Genomic DNA, 15,327 nt, shown 5'->3' on the forward strand with positions numbered 1-15,327 from the left:
GGGTGGAGGCACTGGGGGAAAGCACCACCGAGAAGGGGGGCCGCCATGGGCTGGCACCGTGAGCTGCTGATCGGCTTCGACCTGGAGACGACCGGCACGGATCCGCACGAGGCGCGCATCGTCACCGGCGCGGTGATCGAGGTCAGGGCCGGTGAGCCCGTGGGGCGCCGGGAATGGCTGGCCGATCCGGGCGTGGAGATCCCGGCCGACGCGGTGGCGGTGCACGGCATCAGCACCGAACGCGCGGCGGCGGAGGGCCGGCCCGCCGACCAGGTGGCCGACGCCCTCGCCGAGGCCCTCACCGGGTACTGGAAGGCGGGCGTTCCGGTCGTCGCCTACAACGCGGCCTTCGACCTCACCCTGCTCTCCGCCGAGCTGCGGCGGCACAGCCTGCCGTCGCTCTCCGACCGGCTGGGCGGCGCCCCGCCCGCCCCGGTCGTCGACCCCTACACCATCGACCGCTGGGCCGACCGCTACCGCCGTGGCAAGCGGAACCTGGAAGCGGTCTGCGCCGAGTACGGCATAGTGCTCGACGCGGCCCACGACGCCTCGGCCGACGCCCTCGCCGCGGGCCGCCTGGCCGGTGCGATAGCCGAGCGTCACCCGAAGATCGCGTCCCTGAGCCCGGCCGAACTGCACCAGCGGCAGATCGAGTGGTACGCACAGTGGGCGGCGGACTTCCAGGCGTTCCTGCGCCGCAAGGGGGAGCCGGACGCGGTGATCGACGGCGCGTGGCCGCTGCGGGAGTTGACCGAGAGCCAGCCGGCTTAGCCGAGTCCCGCGCCCGTCGGGGCGCTCATGGCAACCCCGTCAGAACGGATACCACCGCACCGCTTCGTCCCCGTCCCGCAGCGACGCCACCCGGCGCCGGAACTCGGCCAGTGCCTTCGGATTGCTCGGCGCGTGCTGGGCCACCCAGGCACAGCTGGCCGTCTCGCGGGCGCCGCGCAGCACCGCACAGCCCGCCCACTCCCGTACGTCCCAGCCGTAGGTCTCGGTGAAGGAGCCGTACGCCTCGTCGGGCAGCCCGTACCGGTCGCGGGAGAGGGCCATGACCACCAGGTCGTGCTCGCGCAGATCGGCCGCGAAGGTCTCCAGGTCGACCAGGACCGGCCCGTCCGGACCGATGTGCACATTGCGGGGCAGCGCGTCGCCGTGGATGGGACCCGGGGGCAGCTGGGGCGTCAGCGCGGCCGCGGCCGCCGCGAAACCGTCCCGGCGCGCGCGGAGATACGCCGCGTCCTCGGGGTCGATCGCGGCACCCGCCAGCCGCAGCCAGCGCTCCACACCGCCCAGCGGCTCGCGGGGCGGCAAAGCGAAAGGGGGAGAGGGCAGTGCGTGCACCATCCGCAGCAGCCGCGCCAGATCCCGTGGCCCGGCGGGGCGTTCGGGGTCGGGCAGCCGGTGCCATACGGTCACCGGGTGCCCCTCGACCAGGCGCGGCTTCGGCTCGGCCGCCCGCACCGCCGGTACGCCCGCCTCGGCCAGCCAGCCGGCGATGTCCAGCTCGCGCCGGGCCCGCTCCAGCAGCTCGGCGTCGCGGCCCACCTTCACCACCAGGTCCCCGGCGGCGAACACCGCGTTCTCGCCGAGGGCGAGGAGTTGCGCGTCCCCGGCCGGGCCCGGCAGTGCGCCCGCCGCGGCCAGTACGTCCCGTGCCCGTGCCTCGTCCATCGTGCCTCCGTGCGCTCGGATCTCCCCGGCCAGTCTCGCATTCGCACAGGTCGGACGGCGTGCCGGCCCGTGTGCGCGGTCCCTTGACGCGATCCCCGACCTTCACGACCATGAGCACGTCAATCGAAGCAGGCAAAGGGGCTGATTTCGTGACATCAGTGGTTGAAGTGTTACGGCCGAGCGGTCGCCGTGCCGCTGATCGCGGTGCCTGGTTCCTCGTCCTGCCCGCCCTGATTCCCATCCTGCTGTTCAGCGTGGGCCCGCTGCTGTACGGCATCCTGCTGGCGTTCACCGACGCCCAGTCCGGCCGCACCCAGGCCACCCGGTGGATCGGCGCCCTCAACTTCCAGGACCTGCTCCACGACACGCTGTTCTGGGAGTCGTTCCGGATCGGACTGGTCTGGGCGGTGGGCGTGACCGTCCCCCAGTTCCTGCTGGCGCTCGGGCTCGCCCTGCTCCTCGCCCAGGACCTACGGCTGCGCTGGGCGGCCCGCGCCCTCGCCATCGTGCCCTGGGCGATGCCCGAGGTCGTCGTCGGCATCATGTGGCGGCTCGTCTACAACCCGGACGCGGGCGTCCTCAACGAGACGCTGCGCGACCTCGGCCTCGGCGACGGGCGCGACTGGCTCAGCGGCCTGGCCACGGCCCTGCCCGCGGTGATCGTGGTCGGCGTCTGGGCCGGTCTGCCGCAGACCACGGTTGCCCTGCTCGCCGGAGTGCAGAACGTACCGGGCGAACTCCACGAGGCGGCCGCCGTGGACGGCGCGGGCGCCTGGCGCCGCTTCCACGCGGTCACCTGGCCCGCGCTCAGACCGGTGGCCCTCGCCATCACCGCGCTGAACCTCATCTGGAACCTCAACTCCTTCGCCCTGGTCTACGTGCTCACCAACGGCGGCCCCGGCGGAAAGACCCGGCTGCCCATGCTGTTCGCCTACGAAGAGGCCTTCCGCTACGGCCAGTTCGGGTACGCGGCGGCCATGGGATGCGTGCTCGTCGCCGTGGTCTCGGTACTGCTCGCGGTGTTCCTGGCCGGCCGGCTGGGGGGAGGTGCGGACGCATGAGGACCCGCCGTGCTGCACGCGCCGGGCAGTACGCCGCCCTGCTCGGCTATCTGGTCTTCCTCGCCTTCCCGCTGTTGTGGCTGCTGTCCACCGCGCTCAAGTCACCGCGCGAGCTGGCCAGTCTGCATCCGGCCTGGATCCCGCGCCATCCCACCCTGGTCAACGTCCGGCAGGCCTTCCAGGAGCAGCCGCTCGCGCACGCCGCCCTCAACTCCCTGCTGGTGGCACTCGCGACCGCCGCCGTCGCCGTACTGCTCGCGACCCCGATGGCGTACGTGATGGCCCGCCACCGCACCCGGCTGACCAGGGCCGCCACGGGGTGGGTGGTGGTCAGCCAGGCGTTCCCCTTCGTGCTGGTGATCATCCCGCTGTTCCTGGTGCTGAAGAACCTGCGGCTCGTCGACTCCCTGGCCGGCCTGGTGGTGGTGTACGTCGTGTGGGCGCTGCCGTTCGCGCTGTGGATGCTCGTGGGCCATGTGCGGGCGGTCCCCGCCGGGTTGGAGGAGGCCGCGGCTGTGGACGGTGCCGGGCGGCTCAGAATCCTCGTGTCGGTGACGGTGCCGCTGCTGGCGCCGGGCATCGCGGCGACGGCGCTGTTCGCGTTCGTCACCGCGTGGAACGAGTTCTTCTTCGCGCTCGTGCTGCTCAAGAGCCCGGGCAAGCAGACCCTGCCGGTCGTCCTCACCCACTTCATCGGCGCCGAGGGCGTGGCCGACCTCGGCCCGCTGGCCGCGGCCGCGTTCCTCGCCACGCTGCCCTCCCTGGCTGTCTTCGCACTGGTCCAGCGGCGGATCACGGCCGGCCTGCTCTCCGGGGCGGTGAAGAGCTGATGCGGCCCCGGACGATCATGTCCCTCCTCGCCGCCGTGCTGCTCCTCGCGGGCTGCTCGTCACCGGGGCACCGGGGCACCGGGGCGGCGGCCCGGTCACCCTCCGCTTTCTGTCCCTCGCCTGGCAGCAGGAGTCCGTCGCCGCCAACAAGGCCCTGGTGAAGGAGTGGAACGCGACCCACCCCGACGTGAAGGTCGAGTACGTCCAAGGCAGTTGGGACAGCGTGCACGACCAGCTGCTCACCTCCTTCGAGGGCGGAGAGGCCCCGGACGTCATCCACGACGCCTCCGACGACCTCGCCGACTTCGCGTACGGCGGCTACCTCGCCGACCTGACCGGCCTGCTGCCGGCCCGGCTCACGTCGGAGATTCCGCGGAGCAGTTGGGACGCGGCCACCTTCGGGCGCGGTATCTACGGCGTGCCGTTCCTCCAGGAACCCCGGGTGCTGATCGCCAACGCCACCTGGCTCGGGAAGGCGAAGGTGCGCGTTCCCACTCCCGAACACCCCTGGAGCTGGGCGGAGTTCCGGAGGATCACGAAGAGGCTCGGCGGGCCCGGGGCGTACGGCGTGGCCTGGCCGCTCAAGGAGCCTGTCTCCGCCACGCTGAACCTGTCCCTGTCGGCGGGCGGACAGCTCTTCCGGCGGGGCGCGGACGGCAAGGTCGCCGTGCGCTTCACCGACGCCGACGCGGTCGTCCCCCGTACGGTTCACGACCAGGTCGCCCTCGACCGCAGCGCCCCCGCCTCGACGCTCGGCAGCGGCGGCTCGGACACGCTGCCCGGCTTCTTCGCCGGCCGGTACGCGATGGTCCCGCTGGGCTTCTCGTACCGGCAGCAGATCGTGCAGCAGGCCCCGAAGGGCTTCCGCTGGGAGGTGCTGCCCGCCCCGGCCGGTGCTGCCGGGCTCGCCCAGGGCGTCAGCCCGCAGACCCTGTCCGTCTCCGCCGACTGCCCGCACAAGAAGGAGGCCGCCGCGTTCCTCGACTTCCTGCTGCGGCCGAAGAACATGGTCCGCCTCGCCCTCGGGGACTGGATGCTGCCGACCGGAACCCAGGCCCTGAAGGACCCCGCCCTGCACACCGGGAAGTACGGCTGGTCGACCGGCACGGCCCTCGCCGGCCACCTCCGCCCGGCGCCCGCCCAGTCCGTCCGGGGTTACCCGGAGTGGAAGGACAAGGTGGCCACCCCGGCCTTCCAGGAGTACTACAGCGGTGCGATCGGCCTCGCCGAGCTGCGCAGACGCCTGGAGAAGGACGGCAATCTGGTCTTGGCCCGTTACCAGCGCTGAGCGGGGGGCAGGGGAGTGTGGGAGTTCGCCGCGCCTCACTCCAGTCGAGGACGCGGCGCCTCCAGCGCGCCGGGGCGGGTGACGGAGTCCCGCTCCGGCCCGCTGCCGCAGGAGATCCGGCGGAACAGTTCCTCGGCCCCAGGGTGGGTTCGACCAGGTCGTCGCCGGTGAGTGCGGGACCGTTGCCCGGGTGCGTGAAGAGATCTCCGCGGAACAGGGCGGGGGTGGTCTGCCCGTAGAGCAGCCGGGCCCCGGTCCACCCGCTATCAGGCGGGCGGAAAACACATTGGACGATACGTATCGTCTCGCCTAGCCTCGGGTGCATGACCAGCCCCGCACACATCGCCATGTTCTCCATCGCCCAGCACGGCCACGTGAACCCCAGCCTGGAGGTGATCCGGGAACTCGTCGCCCGGGGGCACCGGGTCACGTACGCCATCCCGCCGGTGTTCGCCGAGAAGGTGGCCGCCACCGGGGCCCGGCCCGTGCCGTACACCTCCACGCTGCCCGGACCCGGCGCCGACCCGTCGGCCTGGGGGACGACGCTCCTGGACAACGTGGAACCGTTCCTCGCGGACGCCATCCAGGCACTCCCGCAGCTCATCGACGCCTACGCGGGTGACGAGCCCGACCTCGTACTGCACGACATCGCCTCCTATCCGGCCCGCGTCCTCGCCCACCGCTGGGGCGTCCCGGCGATCTCCCTCTCGCCGAACCTCGTCGCCTGGGAGGGGTACGAGAAGGAGGTCGCCGAGCCGATGTGGGCGGAACCGAAAAAGACCGCGCGCGGGCAGGCGTACTACGCCCGGTTCGAGGCGTGGCTGACCGAGAACGGGATCACCCGGCACCCGGACCCGTTCGCCGGCCGCCCGGACCGCTCGATCGTCCTCATCCCCAAGGCCCTCCAGCCGAATGCCGACCGGGTCGACGAGCGCGTTCACACCTTCGTCGGCGCCTGCCAGGGCGACCGCGCCGAGCAGGGCGACTGGCAGCGGCCGGCCGGCGTCGACAGGGTCGCGCTGGTGTCCCTGGGCTCGGCCTTCACCAACCAGCCCGGCTTCTACCGCGAGTGTGTCCGCGCCTTCGGGGATCTGCCCGGCTGGCACCTGGTGCTCCAGGTCGGCCGCCATGTGTCCGCCGCCGACCTGGGTGACGTGCCGGCCAACGTCGAAGTGCACGACTGGGTACCGCAGTTGGCGATCCTGCGGCAGGCCGACCTGTTCGTCACCCACGCGGGCGCCGGTGGCAGCCAGGAGGGACTGGCCACCGCCACACCGATGATCGCCGTACCGCAGGCCGCCGACCAGTTCGGCAACGCCGACGTGCTCACGGCCCTCGGCGTCGCCCGGAGGCTGGACACCGAGGAGGCCACCGCCGACCGCCTGCGCGAGGCCGCCCTCGCCCTGGTGGACGACCCGGAGGCGGCCCGCCGTCTGAAGGCGATCCAGGCCGAGATGGCCCAGGAGGGTGGCACCCACCGGGCGGCAGATCTCATCGAGGCCGAACTGCCGCAAGGCAGAGGGGAGTAGGCCGCCCGGCCTCCTGGCCGGTCGCCCCCGCGCCTCACGCCGACAGGGCCCGTTGACACCCCGGCGTCGACGGGCCGTCGGCGGCGGACCGGGTCGGACCGGCGGCCGTTCGCCCTCCTGCCGGGCCGATGCCCGTGTGCTTCACGGACACCGGCCGTGGTGAGCACGCCGGCACCCGCACCGCCGTGCTCCCGTGACGGTCCGCCTCCTCGTATACGGTGCCCGCCCCTTGCCGTCACCTCCGCGTCTGCTCCGGGGGCGGGTCGCGGGGTCCGGGCCGCCGCGTGCAGAACCGCGAGCAGCAGCACTGCGCGTGGCCGTACCGCCGGGACGAGGGATGTCCGTTCCGCCGCCAGCGCGCCGTTTTGTGATTACGAAAACTTGTTGAACAAGTCACAGCTGCGTGCAGAGGTTGCTCCGGCCCCGCCGATCGGCCAGAGTTTCGCGCAACCCGCCCTGCGCGGGCCCGGCCGTCGTGCCCGCCCCCACGGGGCACGACGGCCCCTCTAGGCTGGCTGGATGACGACCTATGCGGCTCTGTTGCGCGGAATCAACGTCGGCGGCGGCAAGAAGGTGCCCATGGCCGACCTGCGCACCCTTCTGACCGGCCTCGGCCACACTGGTGTACGGACCTATCTGCAGAGCGGCCAGGCCGTCTTCACCACCGACAGCGGCGACGAGGAGTCGCTGGCGGCGGAGCTGAGCGGGGCGATCGAGGAGCGCTTCGGCTTCCCGGTCGACGTGCTCGTGCGCGACCACGGCTATCTGACGGCCGTCGTCGAGTCCTGCCCGTTCCCGGCCGCCGACCTGGAGGCCAGGCAACTGCACGTCACGTACTTCTCCATGCCCGTCGCCCCGGACCGCTTCGCGGAGATCGACCAGGCCGCCCATCTGCCCGAGGAGTTCCGGCTCGGCGACCGCTGTCTGTACCTCTACGCCCCCGACGGCCTCGGCCGTTCCAAGCTCGCCGAGAGGCTGGCCCGCCGGCCGGCCAAGGGGCTGATCGCCACGAGCCGCAACTGGAACACGGTGGTCAAGCTGGTGGAGTTGACGTCTTCGGAAGAGTGACGGGACCAGGTACGCTTGTGCGAGGCTCAGCCCATGCGCTACATCATCATCGGGGCGGGAGCGGTCGGCGGGACCGCCGGCGGGCGGCTCGCCCAGGCCGGGCGCGAGGTCGTCCTCGTGGCACGCGGCAAGCACCTGTCGGAGCTGGCCGCGCACGGACTCCGACTACGGGTCCCGGAAGGGGAGTTGACGTACCGGCTGCCCGCCGTCGACGGGCCCGGACCGCTCGGTGAGCTGCGCGCCGACGACGTCCTCGTCCTCGCCGTCAAGACCCAGGACACCGTCTCCGCGCTGGAGGCCTGGGCCGAGGCACCCGTCGCGGGCGGCGGCACGGCGGGCGGCCGACTGCCGCTCGTGTGCCTGCAGAACGGCGTGGAGAGCGGGCGGTTGGCCCTGCGCCGGTTCCGGCACGTGCACGGCGTCTGCGTCTGGCTGCCCTCGACCTTCGTGGAGCCCGGCGTCGTCTCCGCCGCGGGCACCCCGCTCACCGGCATCCTGCACCTCGGCCGGCTGCCGCACGGCACCGACGACACCGCCCGCCGGATCGCCGGCGACCTGGCGGACGCCCACTTCGAAGCGCCGGTCGTGCCGGACGTGGCCCGCTGGCAGTACGCGAAGTTGCTCGCCAACCTCAGCAACGCCATTGAGGCGCTGACCGGAACCCGCGAAAGCGAGGCGGCCCAGGCGCTGTACGCGCGCGTGCGCGCCGAGGGCGAGGCCGTGCTCGACGCCGCCGGCATCGCGTACGCGAGCACCGGGGAACAGCGTGCCGCGCGCGGCGACAAGGTGACCCTGGTACCGCTCGGCGCCCCGCGCGGGGGCGGCTCCTCCTGGCAGTCCCTGACCCGGGGCACCGGCACCATCGAGGCCGACTACCTCAACGGCGAGATCGTCCTGCTCGGCCGGCTGCACGGCGTACCGACCCCGCTGAACGAACTGTTCCAGCGACTCGCCAACCGGTTCGCGCGCGAGCACCGGGCCGCGGGCTCGATGCCGGTCGCGGAGCTGGTGCGCAGGGCCGATGCCGCCGAAGCAACCGGATCAGGATGGGAAACAAGCCAATTGGGCCAAGAAGAGAGGGAGTGAATGGGCCGGGATTCAGCCCCAATGACCGACTAGCGTCACTAGCATGACGCACACGGACACCGAAAGCGTGGCTGCCACCGCCACCGCCACCGCCACTGTCGCCGAGCCCGCCCGCACCCGGGTCGACTTCTTCTTCGACCCGGCCTGCCCCTTCGCCTGGATCACCTCCCGCTGGCTCCTGGAGGTCGAACGGCTGCGCCCGCTCGACCTCCGGTTCCGGGCGATGAGCCTGTACCTGCACAACATCGGCAACGAACTCCCGGACTGGTACCGGGACTTGGTGGACCGCTCTATCGGCCCCGTGCGGGTCGCCGTGGCCGCTGCCGCACAGCACGGCGAGGGGGTGCTGCGCGACCTCTACACCGCCTTCGGCACCCGGATCCACGAGCGCGAGACGAAGGACTTCGACGAGGTGATCGCCGAGTCGCTGGCCGAACTCGGACTCCCCGCCGAGCTGGCGGCCGCCGCCCACGACCCGGCGTACGACGACGCCGTACGCCGTAGCCACGTGGCCGGGACCGAGCCGGAGACGGGCGGCTATGTCGGCACCCCCACGATTCACGTGGACGGCACGGTGTGGTTCGGGCCGGTGCTGCGGGCCGTGCCGCGCGGTGCCGAGGCGGCCGAACTCTTCGACAGTTTCCGGGTGCTGGCCCGCCATCCCGACCTCTTCGAACTCAAGCGCACCCGCACCGGCGCCCTCCGCTTCGACTGATGCACGGGCAGTTGGCCGATAACTGCCCCTGTGGCGCCCGGAGTCCGTCTCGTCTGTGACACGGGCGCCGCACCCGGCGCAGAACGAAGAGCCACCGGGTCCGACGTCACAGGGGAGCGCCGGACCCGGTGCCCTGTACCACGTCCCCGCCTCCCGGTGGCCCCGCTCGCCCAACCTCGCGCCACATTCTTCCGCTTGTCCCTAGGCTCGGGAGCGTGAACGGCCGGAGGGGGACGACGGATGAGCGCAGCGGACAGCATCGGCAGGACGGCACCCGCGCCGCCGCCGTGCCCCACGGACGTGCCGTACCCACGGACGCGGTGCCCCGGCACCCGCCCGGCCGCCCTCCGCCCGCGCCCCGGCACCGGCCGCGCGGCCCGCACCCGGTACCCCGCGTCACCGGCGTCCGAGGCCTGGTCAACGCACGCCGCTCACCCGGATGGGTGGCGATTTTCGGCCCATTCCGCGGCATCGGGACCGCCCGGGCCGTCATCCGCCCGGCTCGGACCCGCGACGGCGCCGAACGGCCTCACAAGCACCCCCGCGACGTCGGTAACGTCACAGCGGTCCCTCACCCCCAGCTCCCCCCACGGCTCTTTCGAGCCAGAAGCGAGGACAGGCATGAGCACCTACAACCACGGCGGCTACGTCCGCATCGGTCTCGGCGACGGCTCGCCCGATCTGGCAACCCTCATGGCCGTCGCGGACCAGTTCACCGAGGCACTTCGGGTCGAGTATCCGGGGCACATCGAGCGTGGCCAGGTCATCCAGCGCGAGCTGGCCCTGTCCGCGGAGGACGGCCTGCCGCCCAACCTCGGCCGGATCCGCTCCTCACTGGACGCGGTCGCCATCGTGGCGGGCGCGGGCACCCGGAGCCTCACCTGCGTCCAGCAGCTCGCGCACGCGCTCAGCGTGTGACCGGCCGGGGTCCCGCCGCCACGGGGTCCCGGACGGCCCCCGCGCCGGGCGGCCGCGCTCAGGCGCCCAGCGCCGCCAGCGCCGGCCGGCGGGCCGCGTCGTAGCGCTCCAGCAGCACCCGTGCCACCTCCGGCGCCGGGCCCAGCACATCCGCCCGTACGTCCGCCCCGGCCGCGCCGCGTGCGATGCGGTCCGGCAGGAAGCCGGGGGCCAGGACGTACGGCGCGACGGCGACCCGGTCGCAGCCGAGCGCGCGCAGCTCGGCCACGGCGTCCTCGGTGCGCGGAAGAGATGCGGAGGCGAACGCAGGCCGCACGGCGCACCAACCGGTGTGCCACCACTCCCGCGCGATATCGGCGATCACTGCGATCGCCTCCGGGTCGGAGGATCCCGCCGAGGCCAGCACGACCCCGGTCGAGGACTTGTCGGCGGGCGTCAGCCCGGCCTCGTACAGCCGCCGTTCCAGGGCCCGCAGCAGCAGCGGAGACGGGCCGAGCACGTCCGCCTGCCGGATCCGCAGCCGTGCCGGGGCCTCCCGCAGGACGGCGGGGATGTCGGCCTTCGCGTGGAAGGCCCGCGTCAGCAGCAGCGGCAGCGCGACGACGTCGCGGACGCCCTCTGCCGCCAGCGACTGCAGCACCCCGTGCACGGACGGCACGTTGAAATCGAGGAACCCGGTCTCCACCCGCAGCCCCGGCCGCAGCGACCGCACGCGCTCCACGAGGGCGTGCACGGTCGCGGCGTGCCGCGGATCGCGGCTGCCGTGGGCGATCACCACGAGGACGGGGCCGACCGGGGCGCGCATGTCAGCTCTTCACCAGCAGGCCGCGGCTGCGCAGGACCCACCGCTCCAGCGGGCTGAAGATCAGCAGGTCGATCGCGATGCCGACGAACAGGATCAGCAGGATGGCCTCGAACACCATGGCCATGTCGCTGGCCGTGCGGGCGTTCTCCAGCAGCTGGCCGAGGCCCACGCCGAGGTCGGGGAACGACGCGATGATCTCCGCCGCCATCAGGGAACGCCACGAGAACGCCCAGCCCTGCTTCAGCCCCGCCACATAGCCGGGCATCGCGGCCGGCAGGGTGACATGCCAGATGCCCTTGATCCCCGTCGCGCCCATCGTGCGGCCCGCCCGCAGGAACAGCGGCGGCACCTGGTCCACACCGGACACCAGGCCGTTGGCGATGGACGGGACCGCGCCGAGCAGGATCACCGCGTACATCATCGAGTTGTTCAGCCCCAGCCAGATCACGGCCGGCGGCACCCACGCCACCGACGGCAGCGACTGCAGACCGGACAGGATCGGGCCGATGGCCGCGCGCACGAACTTCACCCGGGCCACCACCAGACCCAGCGGGGTGCCGATGACCAGGGCGAAGGCGAAGCCGAGCAGGCCGCGCGAGACGCTGGTCCAGATGTAGTCGAGCAGGGTGCCCTTCAGCCAGGCGTCCTTGAACTCGGCGCCCACGGCCGCCGGCGAAGGCAGCTTGGCCGGGTTGTCGACGACCGGGTAGAGCAGGGCCCAGGCCGCCAGGACCACCGCGATCGCGACGATCGGCGGCAGGATCTTGTTGACGAAGGTCTGCCGGAACGGAGGCCGGCCGCTGGTGGTGGTCTCCAGCGCGTCGAGGCCGGCCTCGACGCTCCCGGCATCCTGAGCCGGCGTCGTCTCAGTGCTGGCCATGACGGCGGATCTCCCCCCGCAGTACATCGGTGATCTCAAGGGACAGTTCGGCCACGGGAGCGTCCTCGATGCGCCGCGGCTGTGCGATGTCGACGCTCCACTCGCGGGCGATCCGGCCCGGCCGGGAGGACAGCAGGACGACCCGCTGCGCGAGCCGCACCGCCTCGCGCACGTTGTGCGTGACGAACAGCACGGACACGCCCGTCTCCGCCCAGATCCGGGTCAGCTCGTCGTGCAGCACGTCCCGGGTGATCGCGTCCAGCGCCGAGAACGGCTCGTCCATCAGCAGCAGGTTGCTCTCCTGCGCGAGTGCGCGGGCCAGTGCCGCACGCTGGCGCATACCGCCCGACAGCTCGTGGACGCGCTTGCCGTACGCACCCTGCAGCCGGACCAGGGCGAGCAGTTCCTCGGCCCGCTCACGCCGCTCCGGCTTCGGAACTCCCCTGAGCTTCAGGGCGAGTTCGATGTTCTTGCCGGCCGTCAGCCACGGAAAGAGCGCGTGCTCCTGGAACATCAGGGCCGGGCGCCCGTCCGTCGTGATGGCCCCCGCGGTGGGCCGGTCGAGCCCCGCCACCAGGTTCAGCAGCGTGGACTTGCCGCAGCCCGACGCCCCCAGGAGGGTGACGAACTCGCCCGGAGCGACATCGATGCTGATGTCGTCCAGGACGAGCTGCTGCCCGCCCGGCGTCGCGAAGGACTTCGAGACATGCTCAAGGCGTGCCGCGTACTTGGTCGACTCGGCGGCCTTGGCGAGAGTCGTGGCCATGGTCGTCACCTCCTGGGGACTGGTCGAGACCTGCGTCAGCTCGTGCCGAGACCGGCCGCGTCGACCGTGCTCTCGCCCTCGGACTTGAGGACCTTGTTGAGGATCGTGAGGTCGTAGATGCCCTTCAGGTCGGGCTTTTGCAGCAGACCGGCCTTCACGGCGTGCTCCGCCTCGGTGTCGAGGGTGGCGGCCAGCGGGTCGTCGGTGAACTGGATCGACTTCCAGGCCGGGTCCAGGACGTTCGCCGGAAGCGCCTTTCCGGAGTCCGCCGCCAGCTGCGCGTTCGCGGACGCCTTCGCCTGGTCCGGGTTGGCGTTGATCCACTTGTTCGCCTCGACCGAGGCCTTCAGGACGGCCTCCACCGCCTTCGGGTGCTCCTTGAGGAAGGCCTGCCGGACGATGATGTTCGTGATCACGAACTTCTTGTCCGGCCACAGCGTTGACTCGTCGAGCAGTACCTTGCCGCCCTCGGCGACCAGCTTCGACGCGGTCGGCTCCGGCACCCAGGCGCCGTCGACGGAGCCGGACTTGAACGCGTCCGGAGTGATCTTGTTGTCGGTGCGGACGACCGTGACGTCACCCTTGCCGCTCTGCGCGTCGACCTTCCAGCCCTGGTCCGCCGCCCAGTTCAGGAACGCCACGTCCTGCGTGTTGCCCAGCTGCGGGGTGGCGATCTTCTTGCCCTTGACGTCCTTCAGGGACGAGATCTTCTTGGGGTCGACGACCAGCTTCACCCCGCCGGACGCCGAACCGCCGATGATCTTCAGGCTCTTGCCGTCCGACTTGGTGTAGCCGTTGATGGCGGGGGAGGGGCCGATCCAGCCGATGTCGATGGATCCGGAGTTCAGCGCCTCGATCTCGGACGGTCCGGCGTTGAAGACCGCGTACGAGGCCTTGGTCGCGCCCAGCTCCTTCTGGAAGAAGCCCTTCTGGTTGGCGACCAGCGCGGTGGCGTGCGTCAGGTTGCCGAAGTAACCGATCTTCACGGAGCCGAGGCCGTCGATCTTCTTGGCCCCGGCGGCGACCTTGGCGGTGTCGTCGCTCTTGGCCTCGGAGCCGTAGCCGCAGGCGGCCAGGGTGAGCAGGGGGAGCGCGGCGAGCGCGGCTATTCCGCGACGGAAGAGCTTGGAGCGGAGATTGGCAGGCACGGGAGGTGTTCCTCTCGTTGGCCCGGCGGTCACGGGCTTTCAGGTCGTGGCCGGGAGGTCGGCAGGTCTTCGTCTACGGCGGTGGGGGGTGCGGGCGCGCGAGCGGTGCGCGTACGTCAGCGCACACATCGGGCCACTCCGCCCTGGCCGCTGCCGAGGGCGCCGCTGCCGACGCGGCCGCCCTCCTTCGCGAACGTCGAGTAGAAGTCCGGTGGGTTCATCCTCAGAAGTCCCAACCGTCCTCGTCGGCCCGGTCATTGAGCGGTTCCGGGGCCGCAAACGACTCGCCGACCATGCCCGCGGTCAGCGTGGTGCCGTCGCTCGGGTCGATCAGGATGAAGGAGCCCGTGCGGCGGGAGTCGGCGTAGGCGTCGACCGGCAGCGGCTCGGCGGTACGGATCTTCACCCGGCCGATGTCGTTGGCGACGAGCTGTCCGGGGTGCGGGTGCAGGGACAGATCGTCGAGCGTGAGCCGGGACGGGATGTCCTTCACGATCGCCTTCACCGTGCGGGTGCCGTGCTTGAGCAGCACCCGGTGCCCGACGGTCAACGGCGCGTCGGCCACGTGGCAGACGGTCGCCTCCACGTCCTGGGTGGTGGCCGGCGCGTCCTTCGTCGGCACGATCAGATCGCCGCGCGAGACGTCGACGTCGTCCTCCAGCAGAACGGTCACCGACTGCGTCGTCCACGCCACGTCGACCGAAGTGCCCAGCAGGTCGATGCCCGAGACCCGGGTGGTCCGGCCGGACGGCAGGATCGTGACCTGTTCGCCGACCCGGAAGGTGCCGGCCGCGATCTGGCCCGCGTAGCCCCGGTAGTCCGGGTGCTCGGCGGTCTGCGGCCGGATCACGTACTGCACGGGCAGCCGGGCGTGGCAGTGCGCCAGGTCGTGGCTGACGGGCACGGTCTCCAGGTGTTCCAGCACGGTCGGTCCGCCGTACCAGTCCATGTTCGCGGACGGCTCCACCACGTTGTCACCGGCGAGCGCCGAGATCGGGATCGCGGTGACCTCGGGGACGCCCAGCTCGGTCGCGTACGCCGTGAACTCCTCGGCGATCGCGGCGAACACCTTCTCCGCGTACCCGACGAGGTCCATCTTGTTGACCGCGAGGACGACGTGCGGGACGCGCAGCAGGGCGGCGATCGCCGCGTGCCGGCGGGTCTGCTCGACCACGCCGTTGCGGGCGTCGACCAGGACCACCGTCAGTTCGGCGGTGGAGGCACCCGTCACCATGTTGCGGGTGTACTGCACATGTCCGGGCGTGTCGGCCAGGATGAAGCGCCGCCGAGGCGTGGCGAAGTAGCGGTAGGCCACATCGATCGTGATGCCCTGCTCGCGCTCGGCGCGCAGGCCGTCCGTGAGCAGGGCGAGGTCCGGGCCGTCCTGGCCGCGGCTCGCGGAGGCCCGCTCCACGGCCTCCAGCTGGTCGGTGAGGACCGACTTGGAGTCGTGCAGCAGCCGCCCGACGAGAGTGGACTTGCCGTCGTCGACGGAGCCGGCGGTGGCGAACCGCAGCAGGGTGGTGGCCGAGAGCGCCTCGGTCGTGGTCGTGCTCATG

14 protein-coding genes and 1 pseudogene are annotated in these 15,327 nt (G+C 72.0%); 9 read left to right on the forward strand and 6 right to left on the reverse strand.

Annotated features, from left to right (window positions below):
* Positions 1-45 precede the first annotated feature (45 nt).
* Positions 46-771 (forward strand): 3'-5' exonuclease, encoded by a 726-nt coding sequence (locus ADK64_RS06195; RefSeq protein WP_053655826.1) that lies wholly within the window; start codon positions 46-48, stop codon positions 769-771.
* 39 nt (positions 772-810) lie between these two features.
* Here ADK64_RS06195 and ADK64_RS06200 read toward each other — a convergent pair whose 3' ends face one another.
* Positions 811-1,674, reverse strand: coding sequence for a phosphotransferase enzyme family protein (locus tag ADK64_RS06200; protein WP_053655828.1), 864 nt, complete (start codon positions 1,672-1,674; stop codon positions 811-813).
* A 149-nt stretch (positions 1,675-1,823) separates the two neighbouring features.
* Here ADK64_RS06200 and ADK64_RS06205 point away from each other — a divergent pair, with 149 nt between their 5' ends.
* From ADK64_RS06205 to ADK64_RS06240, 8 genes and pseudogenes are all read left to right on the forward strand, one after another.
* Positions 1,824-2,735 (forward strand): carbohydrate ABC transporter permease, encoded by a 912-nt coding sequence (locus tag ADK64_RS06205; protein ID WP_053655829.1) that lies wholly within the window; start codon positions 1,824-1,826, stop codon positions 2,733-2,735.
* Positions 2,732-3,565 (forward strand): carbohydrate ABC transporter permease, encoded by an 834-nt coding sequence (locus tag ADK64_RS06210; RefSeq protein WP_053655831.1) that lies wholly within the window; start codon positions 2,732-2,734, stop codon positions 3,563-3,565. The genes ADK64_RS06205 and ADK64_RS06210 overlap by 4 nt, the downstream gene beginning before the upstream one ends.
* Positions 3,565-4,853 (forward strand): annotated as a pseudogene (locus tag ADK64_RS06215) (ABC transporter substrate-binding protein). The gene ADK64_RS06210 and the pseudogene ADK64_RS06215 overlap by 1 nt, the downstream one beginning before the upstream one ends.
* Before the next feature lie 323 nt (positions 4,854-5,176).
* A complete protein-coding gene (gene mgt, locus ADK64_RS06220; RefSeq protein WP_053655833.1) occupies positions 5,177-6,382 on the forward strand; it encodes a macrolide-inactivating glycosyltransferase in 1,206 nt (401 codons plus the stop codon).
* Between the two features lie 519 nt (positions 6,383-6,901).
* Complete coding sequence (locus tag ADK64_RS06225; RefSeq protein WP_053655839.1) at positions 6,902-7,450, forward strand: DUF1697 domain-containing protein; 549 nt, start codon at positions 6,902-6,904, stop codon at positions 7,448-7,450.
* A 33-nt stretch (positions 7,451-7,483) separates the two neighbouring features.
* Positions 7,484-8,536, forward strand: a complete 1,053-nt coding sequence (locus ADK64_RS06230) for a ketopantoate reductase family protein (RefSeq protein ID WP_053655842.1) — start codon at positions 7,484-7,486, stop codon at positions 8,534-8,536.
* A 43-nt stretch (positions 8,537-8,579) separates the two neighbouring features.
* Complete coding sequence (locus ADK64_RS06235; protein WP_053655844.1) at positions 8,580-9,251, forward strand: DsbA family protein; 672 nt, start codon at positions 8,580-8,582, stop codon at positions 9,249-9,251.
* Positions 9,252-9,872: 621 nt separating this feature from the next.
* Positions 9,873-10,169 (forward strand): hypothetical protein, encoded by a 297-nt coding sequence (locus ADK64_RS06240; RefSeq protein WP_053655846.1) that lies wholly within the window; start codon positions 9,873-9,875, stop codon positions 10,167-10,169.
* A gap of 58 nt (positions 10,170-10,227) precedes the next feature.
* Here the strand turns inward: ADK64_RS06240 and ADK64_RS06245 are convergent, their stop codons facing one another.
* From ADK64_RS06245 to ADK64_RS06270, 5 genes are all read right to left on the reverse strand, one after another.
* Positions 10,228-10,974 (reverse strand): sirohydrochlorin chelatase, encoded by a 747-nt coding sequence (locus tag ADK64_RS06245; RefSeq protein WP_053655848.1) that lies wholly within the window; start codon positions 10,972-10,974, stop codon positions 10,228-10,230.
* A 1-nt stretch (position 10,975) separates the two neighbouring features.
* Complete coding sequence (locus tag ADK64_RS06250) at positions 10,976-11,854, reverse strand: ABC transporter permease (protein WP_053655849.1); 879 nt, start codon at positions 11,852-11,854, stop codon at positions 10,976-10,978.
* Positions 11,841-12,620, reverse strand: a complete 780-nt coding sequence (locus ADK64_RS06255; RefSeq protein WP_053655851.1) for an ABC transporter ATP-binding protein — start codon at positions 12,618-12,620, stop codon at positions 11,841-11,843. The genes ADK64_RS06250 and ADK64_RS06255 overlap by 14 nt, the downstream gene beginning before the upstream one ends.
* 35 nt (positions 12,621-12,655) lie before the next feature.
* Positions 12,656-13,768 carry an aliphatic sulfonate ABC transporter substrate-binding protein gene (locus ADK64_RS06260; protein ID WP_053655853.1) on the reverse strand — a complete coding sequence of 371 codons (1,113 nt, stop codon included), beginning with the start codon at positions 13,766-13,768 and terminating at the stop codon, positions 12,656-12,658.
* Positions 13,769-13,991: 223 nt separating this feature from the next.
* Positions 13,992-15,326 (reverse strand): sulfate adenylyltransferase subunit 1, encoded by a 1,335-nt coding sequence (locus ADK64_RS06270; protein ID WP_053655857.1) that lies wholly within the window; start codon positions 15,324-15,326, stop codon positions 13,992-13,994.
* Position 15,327: the final 1 nt, after the last annotated feature.

It is taken from the genome of Streptomyces sp. MMG1121 (genome assembly GCF_001280015.1).
GTDB lineage: Bacteria > Actinomycetota > Actinomycetes > Streptomycetales > Streptomycetaceae > Streptomyces.